Consider the following 13,164-nt stretch of genomic DNA (forward strand, 5'->3'; position numbering starts at 1 on the left):
ATAGCAACTAATAGGGTTGAAGCAATGTATAGCTATTGTAAATAATTTTAATAAGCTACTCAATGCTCACTTGTGGCCTATGAGTCGTCAAATCGTGCCCCTTTTTACTGCGCCCTCAGACTCCGTATCCAGCACGATATTTGTATCATCCGCGAAGGGTTTCAACGAACGATAGATGACCGGGGACGAGAGTGCTGAGCAACCTTCGTCACCTGGAATTCAACGTCCAAACAGACCAGTCGCGGTCCTTCTCGAGGGGTGGAAATGGGAGAGAGGTATATACGCTCAGCGAACGTATTGTGAATATGGTACAAGATACAACAAACAGGCTCGAGACCGATTCCATCTCCACCCTAGGATGGGTAGCCGTTGGACTCGTGTTCGTTACCGGCCTCCTGCACATCTACGCTGGGGTCATCGAAGGTCGCATACCTGTCGCACTCGCGGGTGTAGGCTTCTTCGGAGCCATCGGTCTCTACCTCTTCGACTACCGCCGCACCCTCCTGTACCTCGTCGGGACACTCTATACGGCAATCCAGATTCCCCTCTGGTACGTTGCCACTGGAGGCGAATTTACCATCGTCGGCTACGTCGACAAGGCAGTCCAGGTCGTACTCGTCGCCCTTCTCGTCTACCTCTACTGGAGGACGCGAACTATAGAGGAGACAGCCCCGGAGACGTCGCGGACGAAGCCCACCAGATAGAACCCGGGAGTGATATCACAAATTACGTCGCGGTACGGGACTCGCAGTAGATGGATGAACACGTCTCGACCCACCGAACGTGCCACTAGCGAACGTGTCGACCATCTCTACGGGCCACTACCCAGAGTAGTCGACCTGGTCGTTTACGCACCCTGGTCGGTGGACTTCTCGTCTGCAATCTCGTCGAACAACGCCTCAATCCGTGTCTCAATCTCGTCTCGTATCCGCCGAACCGTCTCGACGTTCTGTCTGTGAGGGTTGTCGAGCGCCCAGTCGCGAGCATCACCGCGCCACGTCATCGGACAGACGTTCTCCGCGGAACATCCCATCGTGACGACGATGTCCACGTTCATTATCTCGTCGTGCGTAATCTCTCGGGGGTGTTCGTCTTCGAGGGCGAAACCGCCCTCGGCCATCGCCTCGACGACGACGTCGTGGACGTGGTCTGCGGGGTCAGTACCTCCAGTGACGATACGTACCCGGTCTCCGAGGCCTCGGCGGGTTCGCTCGCGCTCGGCGAAAGCAGTCGCCATCTGACTGCGGCCTGCGTTCTGAACACAGACGAAGCCGACCGTGAGGATATCGTCGTCACTCGGTCGGGTCATTCGAGTTCGCCCCGTTCGGGTTTCCGCCCCGTAATCGCCGCAGAGACGATGTACTCGTCAAGGTCGAGGCTGTCGTCCCACTCACGGATGAACTCCTCGCTCTCTTCTTTCGGCGTGATTGTGACGTCGACGAAGCCCGCTGCGGCCAGCATCTCTCGCAGTTCCTCAACGGTCGACGCGCCACCGACACAGGCGGCCACCGATTCGGGGTCTCTCCGAACCGCATCCGGGATAGGGGCCGTCATCACGACGTCCGAAACGGCCAACCGACCCCCCGGGCGGAGCACTCGATACGCTTCACGGAAGACCTGCGGTTTGTCTGGCGAGAGATTGACGACGCAGTTCGAGATGATGACGTCGACCGTCTCGTCGGAGACGGGGAGGTGTTCGATTTCACCGAGACGGAACTCGACGTTCGACGCCTCGTTCTTCACGACGTTCTCTCGGGCTTTCTCTATCATCTCGGGAGTCATGTCGACGCCGATTACCTGGCCCGACGTATCCACCTCCTGTGCGGCGAGGAAACAGTCGAATCCCGCTCCAGACCCGAGGTCGAGCACCGTCTCACCGGTTTCGAGGGACGCGATGGCGTTCGGATTTCCGCATCCGAGTCCCAAATCCGCGCCCGCTTCAACCGAGTTCACTTCGGCGTCGTCGTAGCCGAGGTCCCCGGAATTCTGCGTAGACGAGTCGTCATCGCAGCAACGACTGGCGTCGGTACAGCAGTTCGTCTCGTCATCGGATTTCGTGGCGATTCGAGCGTACCGGTCACGGACGGCACGCCGTCGGTCTGCGGCATCGAGTTCGCCGTGCTTTCCCTCCGCAGCGTTCGACCGCTCGTTCATCCGTCGTCACCTCGCGTCGCATCAAGGGCGGTAACCAGTCGTTCGGCTCGCGCGGTCGTCGAATAGTATCGCCACGTTCCGTCTTTCCGGCGGTTCAAGAGACCGGCGTCGGTGAGGTCGGAGAGCGCGTGACTGACGGCGCTCTCGCTCACGTCGAACGCGGGCGTAATCTCACAGACACAGAGTTCTCCCCCTGCAGCGGCAAGTAGTCGAACGATTCGGTAGCGAGTCTCGTTTCCGAGGGCTTTCAGCGCGGCGAGGTCGGTCGTATATCCCTCCGGAATCGTTTCCGTGAGCCTGTTCAGGTCGTCGAGTCGTGCATCGACGTCCACGCTACAGCACTCTCCCTCCTCGTCTTCGATGAACCGTCGAAGTCTCGTCCTGTCCTGAGCCATGGTTGAGTAATTGAGCATCTATTCATATAATTATTTCGAGCGCCAGTAGCGACGTGAGATGGCTACCGTGTAGAGTGAATCTACCGGCCCATCGGCCCGAACGCAAAAAACAGAGGGAGACAACGAGGGCCGCCAATTCGGCGTATCGTTTCGTTCGAAGCGTCTCGGCGAACTGCTCAGTACTCCCAGAGTCGCCCGATTCGAGAGTCGACCTCCGGATGTTCCTCTCGCAGCGTCTCGACGTCAGTTTCACCGTCGACGTTGACGACGTGGACTTCCCCGCGACGGTCGGAGTACACGTCCTGAAAATCGTACACGACACCGACGACGTCGACTTCGGGCGGGACGTCGTCGCTCCCGACGAGGAACTCGACCTGTCTGTCGACGTTGTACTCCACCAGCCGATTAACGGCTTCGGTTCGGCTCAGACCCGCTGGAAGCGACTCGACGCCTGCTTCGAGGCGAGACCGCAACAGGTCGATGCAGTGTTCAATACCAGCTGGCTCGGAGACCCCGTCCGTCAGGGCGTCATACGTCGCCGTGACGGCACCACAGCCGGTATGTCCCACGACGAGGATGGTGTCTGTCCCCGTGTATTCGACGGGGTAGAGGACGTCTCCCGAGACCGCCTCCCCGTCGTCGGTTCGCTGAACGACGCGGTTCCCGATGTTGCTACACGTGAAGATTCGTCCCGGTTCGTCGTTGCCCCACACGTGGTCCTGGAGGACCCGAGAGTCCGAACAGCAGACGGTGACGACGGGTGGCTGTTGGGAGTCCTGAACGTCGTCGAACCGAGACTGGAACTCCCTGGCGTGGTCGGAATTGCTCTGCAGTAACTCGACGAGTATCCGATGCATACTCGTGACGACGGCCCCCGCCGAGTTTATTCCTCGGTTTTTTCGTGCGGAGGCTGTTCTCCCCCGCCGACTCGTCAACGAACGACCGTTCGCGCGTCTCGAATCGCTGGACTCGTGACGAACGGCGGAGTCGTATCGCTCCCAGAGAGGGGAAGACGGGGAGAACAGAGATGGCTTCCCGACCGGCGGACGGTTCACCGACGCACGGCCACGGTCACGTTCGACCGAAGCCACGCTCGTTGGTTCTCCGGGTCGAAAAACGTCGCTACGACACCGTATTCGTCCTCGTATTCGCTGTACTCGATTTCGTTTCGTTCTCGTTCGGTCATCGTCGTTTCTCGGTCGGTTGCGTACGATTCCACGTATCGCGGCAGTCGCGGCGACAGCAGGGAGACGGCCGACGTTCCGCTGGCGTCGGTCGCCGCCTATCGCGGGGTTCTGCGGCGAGAGTACGATGGTATCCCCCATGCCAAACGGACGGTATCGTCACGTGATGGTGTCTCTACGGTCGCAAACCCGGGTCCATCGTTACGTGTCCACCACCTCTACGCACCCGTTACTGTAGACGAGGACGTCGAAGCCGTCCCACGCGAATTCGACGTACCCGCTCACTGATCGTTCGTAGAAGAGTGCGTCGAGCGCGTCCGGGTCGATGACGTCGTAGAGGCAGGTCTCGAACTCCGATGCGTCCTCGTAGCCGGCGGCATCCATGACGGCGGTGAGAACGGCTACCGTCAAGTGGCCCTCCGACTTTCTACTCGTCCGTTCGTCCATCCTGGTTTCCATAGTCACCGGGAGGTGATTGCTAAACAAATCGTTTCCAGCTAGGATGAACGTAGGCAGAAACCGAGGGGGCTATCTATCTAGACGTCGTGCTCGTCCAGAAGTCGGCGCAGTACCTTTCGTTCCGCGGCCCGCAGGTGGTGTTGGAACGTCGGCTGTGAGATACCGAGCGACCGACCGACCTCCTCTCCGGTGCTCTTTCTGGGTGAGTCGAAGAAACCGCTGTAGTAGGCGGTTTCCAACACTTCACGCTGGCGGTCGGTCAGCGTACTGGTGAGCACTGGCTCGAAATCGACGGTCGCCCACGGCCGCTCCCGTTGGTGGCGACTCCGGAGTTCCAGTCGAGGGAAACGAGCTTTGAGTACGTCGACGAACGTTCGAACGTCCGCGTCCGTAGACAACCGAACGACGACGCGGCCGGGCAACCCGTCGACCACGAACGACTCGGGAATTGCACCGTGGTCTAACAGCGTGGCGACGAAACTCGACTCCGTCAACGTCGCCGAGAACAGCGAGACGCTGTCCCTCTCGCTCACGTGTTCGACGTCGATGACTTCGAGCGAGCGACCCGCGACGGCGGCCACTGCATCGACGGCCGCGTTCCGAGCGAGGAAGAGAGATTTGAGCGACCCATCGGGCCTGGGAATTACGCCCGCAAATTCGACGCTCGCACCCGTTTCACGGGCGATGTCGACGAACACCACTGCCGAGTCTGCAACGTCGAACTCCAGTTCGACGAACTGTCCTCCTGCGAGTGCTTTCTTGCTCTCGACGGCGTTGATTGCGTACGCGATGGTCTGGCTCACGTCTTCGAGGACGGAGCGTTCTAACGCGTCGAACGTCCCCGGTTGGTCGGAGTAGACTGTGAGAATGCCATAGACCGCGTCTCCGTAGCGCAACGGAAGCGCGCAGGTAGAGCAATAGCCGCGTTTCAGGGCCTCACGCCGCCACGTTTCGGACGGCGAGTCGCGAAGCACGTCCTGAACGATTTGCGCTCGCCCCGTTCGAAGCGCGACCCCGGTCGGGTCGTTCACATCGTCGCGCGTTTCGACGGTGACGGCGTCGAGGAAACCACGCTCGACACCCGCCCACTCACGGGGGAGGACGGTCCGCGTCGCGGGGTCGTCTACGCCGACCCACGCGAACCGGTACGGCCCGCCACTGGTCAAGCGCCGGCAGACCGCTCGTTCGATTTCCTCGCGGGTTCGCGCCTCGACAAGTGCCCGCACGATACGTCGGATGCCTTCGTTCAACTCGTTGAGTCGTTCGAGCGCGGCGTTCTGTCGACGCAGCGTCCGTTCTTGCTCGCGGAGCATCGACTCGCGGTTCGCGCGACCGAGTGCGGATTCGACCGCGGCAGCACAGAGTTCTGCGACGTCGAGGCTAGTGTCGTCCGTGACCGTCGTGACGAAGATACCCTCCGTACCCAGCGGGAGGATGGCGATGTCGTCGACGAACCGGGGTTCGTCCTCGGTGAACGACTCCCAGCCGATTCCCTCGGTGTCCAGTAGCCCGTCCGGCAACTCCTCGGAGCGCCACGACCGTGCTCGAACGTTGAGCGACCCCGACGACTCGTCGTACAACGCGATGAGAGTGTCGGGGAGGTCCAACAGTCGCTCGGCCCCCTCGACCGTGAGTTCACAGACCTCGTCGGGCGATTCCGCTTCGAGCAGGACGCGCGTCAGGTCAGAGAGGGCCGCGAACACTTGCTCGTGTCGCTCGCGTTTCGTCACGTCCCGCGCCACGCCGACGACGCGACGTACGCCACCCGACTCGTCGAACACCGGTTGATAGACGACGTCGAAGACGGTGTCGCCGACTTCGTTGGTCGCGTGGACCCGCTCACCGGAGAGAGCACGCGTACAGTCGTCGACGATGTCGGAGCGGTCTTCGTACCGGTCGAACACCGATTCGCCGACCACTTCGCCGTCGGCCAGACCGAGCGACTGGAGGCCGCTTCCCTCCGAGAGCGTGAACACACCGTCGCTGTCGAACGCGAAGAGGACGAGTGGGACGTTCTCGATGGTCGTCAGATAGCGTTCGATTCGAAATTTCCGTTCCCGCTGTTCGGTCACGTCCGCGTGTGTGACGACCACGTACGATTCGGTCCCAGTCGCACGGACGGCGTGCATCACGAACCAGCGTCGCTCGTCCGGTGAGTGACAGGGGTACTCGTGGGTGAACTCGGAACGCTCGCCGCTGAGAACGCTCCGGATGCCGTCGGCGGCGGTGCGTGCGCTCGACTCGTTCGCCGCGTCGCAGACGTCGAGATAGTTGGTTCCGAGCGTCGACTCCGAGAGGCCGTTGTCTCGTTCGAACTCTTCCCACGCCCGATTTGTCGCCACGATGTCACCTCGACTATCGAGGACGGCGACGTGTACCGGAAAGTCATCCAGACCGTACTGTTCGACGTCGTCCTGACTCACTGCAGTCTCCCCATCCCTGATTCGTCAGGCGCGGGTTGGTGGTGGACGGATAAAACGGTAGCGTTAATCGTGATAGCTCGCGGCGAGTTCGTCGAGTGATTCGTGGTGTTCGGTCGTGTGCGGAGCGGTGAGCGGGGAGACGCTGACCTTTCCTTCGTACACCGCGCGGCGGTCGGTGCCCTCCGGGTCGGGAAGCGTTCCGTCGCCCATCTGTTCCCACGTCAGGTCGTGCAACGTGACGACGCCATCGTCACTCGTCGCGTCCATGTCGTAGACGTGCGAGGGTCGCGTCACCGCCATCGGGGCCGGGTCGTCACCCGGCATCGGTGCGTTGACGTTCAGATATTCGGCCTGGTCGAATACGCCTGCATCGCGGGCGTGCTCGACGAGATAGGTCGTCGCCCGAGCAGCCTCGGTGTACTCTTCTACCGACGTGTCGTGGGGCCAGAGGTCGGTCGGAACGTGAAGCGAGACGGCGATGGCAGGCACGTCGAAGAACGCGGCTTCGACGGCGGCGCTGACGGTTCCCGAACGCCCGAGGACGTACGCCCCGAGATTTGCACCGTTGTTACACCCCGAGACGACGATGTCGGGGTACGGCCCTATCTCGGCGAGTCCGGCGACGACGCAGTCGGTCGGGGTTCCCGTGACGGCGTAGCCGAGTTCGTGTTCGGTCACCTCCACCTCGTAGGACATCGCCCGCCCGACCGCACTCTGGTCGGTGGCTGGCGCGACAGTCGTGACGTTGCCCACCTCTCGTAAGGCATCGTGCAGTGCGCGAATGCCGGGACTGTCGATACCGTCGTCGTTCGTCAGGAGAATTTCGAACGGGTCACTCATGCACAGGGGGTCGGAACGGGAGCGCAAAAGTGCTCCGCTCCGCGTCTCTCGTGTCCACGTCGGTCGTCTCAGCACCCCATTTTCGCGACGTCTCGGTTCCTCAGTCGCGTTATAATTAGCCATCTATAGTTAACGAATCACATGGATTTATATCCTAATACGCACTTTGTTCGTATGGACATGGCGGAGGGAAACGTCATCGACGCTCGGACACTCGAACTCAACTACGAATACGCGCAACGTAGCGTAGACGTGCTGTCGATCTGGTTCGAGTGCGAGCCGCGAAAAACAGTCGAACTGCTGGCAGAAAACGACATCTCGCTCTCGCCGAACGACGAGGGGAGGTTCGGTTCGTACTATAAGTTCGTCCGCGAGTGCGTAGAGGCCAACTAGAGGACCACTAGAGGCGATCGACGACCGTCGCTTCGTCGACGACGTGGTTGTAGGCACCCTCGTCCTCGTTCCAGAGGACGAGCACGTCCTCGAACGAGAGGAGCGCGCCGTACGGCGCGTCACGCAACGCACGATTGAGAGACGTCTCGTTCGTCAGCACCGCGAACTGGCCGACCTGTTCGCTGCCGTCACCGACTTTGAACACCTCGTTTCCACCGTCCGACAGCGAGTGACTGAGTTTCACCGCCACGAAATCGACACGCTCCGTGACGTGACGGTCCATCTCGGTCATCTTCGCCGACCGGGAGGACGTGGCGGTGAACTCCCGTCTGCGCTCTCCGTCGGTTCTGAGGACGACGTGCGAAAACTGGACGTCGACGTTGACGAACTCGCCGTCTCCGACGCGATTCCCGCCATCGCCGTCGTCTGTGCTATCCACCCTCCCTCCGTCGTCCAGGCGGCGCTGGAACGCTGGCACGTCGAGGTCGGGTTTCACGTCGAACGACCAGCCACGGTCGCTCGGCTCTTCGCCGGGCCACAGGCGAAGGGTCGGCGAGAACACCGTCGTTTGGTCGGCGACGCTCCGCTCGACGTCCCGCAGGCCGATACTCGCATTCTTGTCCGCCGGGGCGATTGCGACCAGAGACCCGTCCGGCGCGAGAAAATCCAGATACCTTCGAACGACCGCCTCGGGGCCTGTGAGTTCGCTCAAAACGTTGGCGAACAGCACGAGGTCGTACTCCCCTTCGGGTTCGAACTCCTCCGCTGTCTCGCGGTGAACCGTCGGGTAGAAGTTCCGTTGGGTCTCTTCGAGCATCGCGGAGAGCACGTCGGCACCGTCGCTGGGTTCGACCGCGTGGTATTCGACGAGGGCGTCGTCGGGGAGGAAATCGTGGAGTCCGAGGGCGGGACCGCCGACCCCGGCACCGACGTCCAAAACGCGAAGCGTTCGCGGAAGCAAGTCGCGTTCTGCGAGTTCCGCGAGCACGTACTGGACGACTGCGTAGTAGTCCGGGAGGTGGTAGATGGCGTACCCGAGCGCGACGCGGTAATCGTATTCCACGGGGTTCTGTGCGAAATACTCCTCCTTGAGTCGGCGAATCGTCTCGCGCAGTTCGTCACCCGACTCCCCATCGGACCACCCCACGCCGAACTCCTCGACGAGCAGGTTTTCTAGCCGTCCGGCGTACGCCTCCGGAAACGACTCGACAGCCCGGAAATCGGGAGTGACCGGCTCGTCCGAGGGCGGTTCGAACGTGCCGTCGTCTCGCTCGACGAGTTCGAGGTCGAGCCCTTCTTCACGGAGCACCTGTCGAACGACCGCTGGATGGGGTCGTCCCTCGACGTACTCCGCGATTTCCTCGGGGTCGATGGGACGCACGGACCGAAGGTAAAGCGCGTTCGAACGCACCTGCTCGTGCTGATCGGCGTTCATCGTTTTTCCCCCTCGGTTTCGTCCGATTCCGGGGACGCGTCAGGGTCGTCCGTGTCCGCTTTTCGAGACACACCGGCTTCCCGATACAGGCGCTCGAACTCGACGGGGTCGGCGTTCGCAACCTGCCGGGCCGCCACTGCGACACCCTCGGCACCGTCGAACGTCGACTGAATGTCGGCGTAAACGCGGGGGTCCCCGTCGGTGACCTGCGCCGCGAGGTCGGCGAGGTCGGCGTAGACGGGCGTCTGGAGTCCTTCGGGGACCGGCTCCGCCGCCAGGGCGAACGCGAGGACGGCGGCGTGCGCGCCAGATTGGACGGTCGTCATCGCCGCGTCGTGTTCCTCGGGCGTCGTCTCGACGAGCGTGTTACCACGAGATTCCAGGTCGGCGAGGAGGCCGTCGGTGAGAGACCCCGATTCGTCGGCCACGACCGCGACGTTGCCCGGCTCGCTGTCCGGCCCGAACAGCGGGTGGAGGCTCACTCGCTCGCGGTCGGGCGCGTGTTCGGCCATCGCCGAGAGGGCGTCGGCCATCACGCCGCTCACGTCCAGCAGTGCGCGCTCTGCGTTCGGTGCGTGTTCCGCGATGGCTTCCTCGATCGCAGGAATCGGTACGGCCAGACAGACAGCGTCGAAGGTTTCCTCCGAGTCCAGTGCGACAGCACGCCCGCCGAGTTTCGCCGCCGCGTCCGCCGCGACCGCCGGGTTCGCGTCGGCGAACGCGATGTCGCAGTCGACCGACTCGCCGAACCAGCGACCCATCGCGCCCGCCCCCACGACGAGTACGTTCATTGGATTCCGTTTGGTGGGGTTGGCTGAAAAGAGGTTCGTTTGCTCGGGTCAGCGGGAGCGTGGCTCGTCTTTTCCGCGTCGAAGACAGTTCACTCGTATTCACTCCATCACCCACTCGACGAGACGTACCAAAATGGACTGCCCAGACCACCCCGCCGTTCGAACCATCTCGAAAGTTCACTGAAACAGAACATTTATCAACCGGCGAACTGACACTTCGCTCGTGACGAACTCGGTTCCACCCCGCGCTGGCGGAAATCGAGGGCCAGCGACTGCTTTTCGTCGGGTGGAGCCTCGAAGCTAGGCCAGTTGGACGGCGACGGTCGGGGCGAACCCCGGCGCGTCGTCTCCACCGGTTTCGTGTATCACGTCCGACCGAACTCGAGAAATCCGAAGAACACAGCCCAACACACAACTATGACCAGCATGGATCCACAGAAGTACTACGACGAACTCGGCGACGGCGAGTGGGAGCGCCTCGAAGCGACCCCCGTCTCGAGAATCGAGTTCGCACAAACGATTGACGACCTCGACAGTCACCTTCCCGATTCGGGTCGTATCCTCGACGCGGGCGGTGGCCCAGGCAGATACGCCATCTGGCTTGCGGAAGCGGGCTACGAGGTCGAACACGTCGACCTCAGCGACGAACTCGTTTGCATCGCCCGCGAACAGGTCGAAGAACGCGACCTCGAAGCCAGCGTCACCTGCCAGCAAGGCGATATCTGCGGCCTCCCGTTCGAGGACGACAGCTTCGACGCGGTCTGTTGTCTCGGTGGCCCGCTCTCGCACGTCGTGGACGCCGACGACCGCGCCCAAGCGATGGCTGAGCTTCGGCGCGTCGCTGCCCCCGGCACACCGGTCTTCACGTCGGTCATCGGCCGGCTCACCACACTCCGGGACATCGTCAAGCACGTTCTCGACGAATCCCACTCGATTCTCCCCGATATCGCCGAGACGGGTGACTACACCGCCGACCTCGTGGACGGCGAGGGCTGGGCGGAGTGTCACTTCTTCCGCGCCGCCGAGTTAGAAACCGAACTCGAGGCGGCAGGCTTCACCGTCGAGAAGCTCGTCGGCCTGGAGGGCATCGCGTCGAACATGGCTTCCGAACTCGAAGATGCCGACGACGAAGCGGTAGAAGACGTTCGGGAGGTCGTCAGGACGCTCCGGGAAGACCGCGCAGTCGTCGACTTCTCAGAGCACATTCTCGCGGTTTGTCGCGCGTAAGAGTCGAAAAAATCCCGTTTCGATATTGCGTACTTTGGCTCAGTTTTGCGTTTTCTCGAATCAGTATCGCGTCGTCCGTCCCGCCGCCGCCCACGGATTCGTCGGGGCGTCGGTCGGCACCCGAACGTCTCGGTTCTGTAACTGCGCCGCGCGGCCAGCGAACCGCCAGCGTTTGCCGTCCCACGTCTCGGCTTCGTCTGCGGCGGCGGCCACCTCCTCTGCCCGGAGGTGGGCACCGATGGCGGCGACTATCGCGGCGGCTTCCTCCTCGGAAGCGTTCGGCGGAATCGAGAGGTTCACATCTGCGAACCCGTCAGAGCGGGATGTTGCCATGTTTCTTCTCGGGTTGTGATTTACGCTTGCTCATCAGCATCTCCAGGTCGTCGATGAGACGCTTACGGGTGTCCTGGGGTTCGATTACGTCGTCCACGAAGCCCCTGTCGGCGGCGGTGTAGGGGTTGGCGAACTGCTCGCGGTACTCGTCGATGAGTTCGTCACGACGAGCCTCCGGGTCGTCCGCCTCTGCAAGTTCGGAACTGTAGAGGACGTTCACCGCTCCCTGGGGCCCCATCACCGCGATTTCGGAGGTGGGCCACGCGTAGTTCACGTCCGCGCCGATGTGCTTCGAGGCCATCACGTCGTAGGCCCCGCCGTAGGCTTTCCGGGTGATGACGGTCAAAAGCGGCACCGTCGCCTCCGAGAAGGCATAGAGCAGTTTCGCCCCGTGGCGGATGATACCGCCGTGTTCCTGGTCGGTGCCGGGCATGAAACCGGGCACGTCAACGAAGGTGAGGATGGGAATGTTGAACGAATCACAGAAGCGAACGAACCGCGAGCCTTTCTCGGACGATTCGATGTCGAGCGTTCCGGCGTTGACGCGGGGCTGGTTGGCGACGACGCCGATGGATTGGCCGTCGAGACGGGCGAAACCGACGACGAGGTTCTTCGCGTAATCTTCCTGGACCTCGAAGAACGAATCTTCGTCCGCGACGCCTTCGATGACGCGGGTGATGTCGTAGGGTTTCCGCGGTTGGTCCGGAACCACCGATTTCAGTTCCTCGTCCCGCCGCTCGGGATCGTCCCACGGTTCGACGCTCGGCGGGTCTTCGACGTTGTTCTGCGGGAGATACGAGAGCAGTCGTCGGATGTCGTCGAGCGCTTCCTCTTCGCTGTTCTCGGCGAAGTGGGCCACCCCGCTCTCCGAGGTGTGGGCTTTCGCACCACCGAGTTCTTCGAAGGTGACCTCCTCGCCCGTCACCGTCTCGATGACGTCCGGTCCGGTGATGAACATGTGACTCGTATCCTTCACCATGAAGATGAAGTCCGTGATGGCAGGCGAGTAGACCGCACCGCCGGCACACGGCCCCATGATGGCGGATATCTGGGGGACGACGCCGGAAGCCTGCTGGTTGCGGTGGAAGATGTCGGCGTAGCCTGCGAGCGAGGCGACCCCCTCCTGGATGCGCGCGCCCGCTGAGTCGTTCAATCCGACGATCGGCGCGCCGACCTCCATCGCCTTGTCCATGACCTTCGTCACTTTCTCGGCGAACACCTCGCCGAGCGAGCCACCGAAGACGGTGAAATCGTGCGCGAAGACGAAGACTTTACGCCCGTTCACATCGCCGTAGCCGGTCACGACCCCGTCGCCGTAGACCTGCTTTTCCTCCATCCCGAAGTTGTGGCTCCGATGGGTACGTAGCTGGTCGAACTCGTTGAACGTGTCGTCATCGAGGAAGTACTCGATGCGCTCGCGCGCCGTCATCTTCCCCTTCTCGTGTTGCTTTTCGATGCGCTCTTCGCCGCCGCCTTTCTCGGCTTCGCGGCGTTTCTCGCGCAGTTCGTCGATGCGCTCGTCCATCGTCA

15 protein-coding genes are annotated in these 13,164 nt (G+C 62.1%); 3 read left to right on the forward strand and 12 right to left on the reverse strand.

The window, feature by feature from the left end; genetic code table 11:
• The first annotated feature begins 305 nt into the window (after positions 1-305).
• Positions 306-704: a DUF7475 family protein gene (locus tag ACR3FF_RS06435; RefSeq protein ID WP_458187070.1), complete on the forward strand. Its 399-nt coding sequence runs from the start codon at positions 306-308 to the stop codon at positions 702-704.
• A 143-nt stretch (positions 705-847) separates the two neighbouring features.
• On the opposite strand, the gene ACR3FF_RS06440 is transcribed toward ACR3FF_RS06435, so the two are convergent.
• The 8 genes from ACR3FF_RS06440 to surE all read right to left on the reverse strand — a co-directional run bounded on the left by ACR3FF_RS06440 (position 848) and on the right by surE (position 7,455).
• A complete protein-coding gene (locus ACR3FF_RS06440; RefSeq protein WP_458187071.1) occupies positions 848-1,309 on the reverse strand; it encodes an arsenate-mycothiol transferase ArsC in 462 nt (153 codons plus the stop codon).
• Positions 1,306-2,154, reverse strand: a complete 849-nt coding sequence (gene arsM, locus ACR3FF_RS06445) for an arsenite methyltransferase (protein WP_458187073.1) — start codon at positions 2,152-2,154, stop codon at positions 1,306-1,308. The genes ACR3FF_RS06440 and arsM overlap by 4 nt, the downstream gene beginning before the upstream one ends.
• On the reverse strand, positions 2,151-2,549 hold the full coding sequence (locus ACR3FF_RS06450) for an ArsR/SmtB family transcription factor (protein ID WP_458187075.1): 399 nt from the start codon (positions 2,547-2,549) through the stop codon (positions 2,151-2,153). The genes arsM and ACR3FF_RS06450 overlap by 4 nt, the downstream gene beginning before the upstream one ends.
• 176 nt (positions 2,550-2,725) lie before the next feature.
• Positions 2,726-3,406, reverse strand: a complete 681-nt coding sequence (locus tag ACR3FF_RS06455) for a carbonic anhydrase (protein WP_458187076.1) — start codon at positions 3,404-3,406, stop codon at positions 2,726-2,728.
• A gap of 194 nt (positions 3,407-3,600) precedes the next feature.
• Positions 3,601-3,768: a DUF7331 family protein gene (locus tag ACR3FF_RS06460; RefSeq protein ID WP_458187078.1), complete on the reverse strand. Its 168-nt coding sequence runs from the start codon at positions 3,766-3,768 to the stop codon at positions 3,601-3,603.
• 166 nt (positions 3,769-3,934) lie between these two features.
• Positions 3,935-4,192 carry a HalOD1 output domain-containing protein gene (locus tag ACR3FF_RS06465; protein ID WP_458187080.1) on the reverse strand — a complete coding sequence of 86 codons (258 nt, stop codon included), beginning with the start codon at positions 4,190-4,192 and terminating at the stop codon, positions 3,935-3,937.
• Positions 4,193-4,269: 77 nt separating this feature from the next.
• Positions 4,270-6,615 carry a bacterio-opsin activator domain-containing protein gene (locus ACR3FF_RS06470; protein WP_458187082.1) on the reverse strand — a complete coding sequence of 782 codons (2,346 nt, stop codon included), beginning with the start codon at positions 6,613-6,615 and terminating at the stop codon, positions 4,270-4,272.
• Positions 6,616-6,678: 63 nt separating this feature from the next.
• A complete protein-coding gene (gene surE, locus ACR3FF_RS06475) occupies positions 6,679-7,455 on the reverse strand; it encodes a 5'/3'-nucleotidase SurE (RefSeq protein ID WP_458187084.1) in 777 nt (258 codons plus the stop codon).
• A gap of 180 nt (positions 7,456-7,635) precedes the next feature.
• Between surE and ACR3FF_RS06480 the strand changes: the two genes are divergently transcribed.
• Positions 7,636-7,848 carry a hypothetical protein gene (locus tag ACR3FF_RS06480; RefSeq protein WP_458187195.1) on the forward strand — a complete coding sequence of 71 codons (213 nt, stop codon included), beginning with the start codon at positions 7,636-7,638 and terminating at the stop codon, positions 7,846-7,848.
• Between the two features lie 7 nt (positions 7,849-7,855).
• Here the strand turns inward: ACR3FF_RS06480 and ACR3FF_RS06485 are convergent, their stop codons facing one another.
• The gene (locus tag ACR3FF_RS06485) at positions 7,856-9,283 is read right to left on the reverse strand and encodes a small ribosomal subunit Rsm22 family protein (RefSeq protein WP_458187086.1); all 1,428 of its coding nucleotides are present in this window, start codon (positions 9,281-9,283) and stop codon (positions 7,856-7,858) included.
• Entirely contained in the window at positions 9,280-10,074 is a 795-nt protein-coding gene (locus tag ACR3FF_RS06490; RefSeq protein ID WP_458187088.1) for a prephenate dehydrogenase/arogenate dehydrogenase family protein, read from the reverse strand. The genes ACR3FF_RS06485 and ACR3FF_RS06490 overlap by 4 nt, the downstream gene beginning before the upstream one ends.
• A gap of 417 nt (positions 10,075-10,491) precedes the next feature.
• Between ACR3FF_RS06490 and ACR3FF_RS06495 the strand changes: the two genes are divergently transcribed.
• Positions 10,492-11,301, forward strand: a complete 810-nt coding sequence (locus ACR3FF_RS06495) for a class I SAM-dependent methyltransferase (protein WP_458187090.1) — start codon at positions 10,492-10,494, stop codon at positions 11,299-11,301.
• A gap of 60 nt (positions 11,302-11,361) precedes the next feature.
• Here the strand turns inward: ACR3FF_RS06495 and ACR3FF_RS06500 are convergent, their stop codons facing one another.
• Entirely contained in the window at positions 11,362-11,634 is a 273-nt protein-coding gene (locus ACR3FF_RS06500; protein ID WP_458187092.1) for a DUF8022 family protein, read from the reverse strand.
• Positions 11,615-13,159, reverse strand: a complete 1,545-nt coding sequence (locus tag ACR3FF_RS06505) for an acyl-CoA carboxylase subunit beta (RefSeq protein WP_458187093.1) — start codon at positions 13,157-13,159, stop codon at positions 11,615-11,617. Before ACR3FF_RS06505 ends, ACR3FF_RS06500 begins: the two co-directional genes overlap by 20 nt.
• Between the last annotated feature and the right edge of the window lie 5 nt (positions 13,160-13,164).

The organism is Haladaptatus ordinarius, from assembly GCF_054177595.1.

Excerpts from the sequence above, each read along its gene's own strand:
- ACR3FF_RS06495 (WP_458187090.1), top strand. The coding sequence starts at position 10,492 with ATGACCAGCATGGATCCACAGAAGTACTACGACGAACTCGGCGACGGC.
- ACR3FF_RS06450 (WP_458187075.1), bottom strand. The coding sequence starts at position 2,549 with ATGGCTCAGGACAGGACGAGACTTCGACGGTTCATCGAAGACGAGGAG.
- ACR3FF_RS06490 (WP_458187088.1), bottom strand. The coding sequence starts at position 10,074 with ATGAACGTACTCGTCGTGGGGGCGGGCGCGATGGGTCGCTGGTTCGGC.
- surE (WP_458187084.1), bottom strand. The coding sequence starts at position 7,455 with ATGAGTGACCCGTTCGAAATTCTCCTGACGAACGACGACGGTATCGAC.
- ACR3FF_RS06485 (WP_458187086.1), bottom strand. The coding sequence starts at position 9,283 with ATGAACGCCGATCAGCACGAGCAGGTGCGTTCGAACGCGCTTTACCTT.
- ACR3FF_RS06505 (WP_458187093.1), bottom strand. The coding sequence starts at position 13,159 with ATGGACGAGCGCATCGACGAACTGCGCGAGAAACGCCGCGAAGCCGAG.
- ACR3FF_RS06465 (WP_458187080.1), bottom strand. The coding sequence starts at position 4,192 with ATGGAAACCAGGATGGACGAACGGACGAGTAGAAAGTCGGAGGGCCAC.
- ACR3FF_RS06435 (WP_458187070.1), top strand. The coding sequence starts at position 306 with ATGGTACAAGATACAACAAACAGGCTCGAGACCGATTCCATCTCCACC.
- ACR3FF_RS06500 (WP_458187092.1), bottom strand. The coding sequence starts at position 11,634 with ATGGCAACATCCCGCTCTGACGGGTTCGCAGATGTGAACCTCTCGATT.
- ACR3FF_RS06480 (WP_458187195.1), top strand. The coding sequence starts at position 7,636 with ATGGCGGAGGGAAACGTCATCGACGCTCGGACACTCGAACTCAACTAC.
- ACR3FF_RS06440 (WP_458187071.1), bottom strand. The coding sequence starts at position 1,309 with ATGACCCGACCGAGTGACGACGATATCCTCACGGTCGGCTTCGTCTGT.
- ACR3FF_RS06455 (WP_458187076.1), bottom strand. The coding sequence starts at position 3,406 with ATGCATCGGATACTCGTCGAGTTACTGCAGAGCAATTCCGACCACGCC.
- arsM (WP_458187073.1), bottom strand. The coding sequence starts at position 2,154 with ATGAACGAGCGGTCGAACGCTGCGGAGGGAAAGCACGGCGAACTCGAT.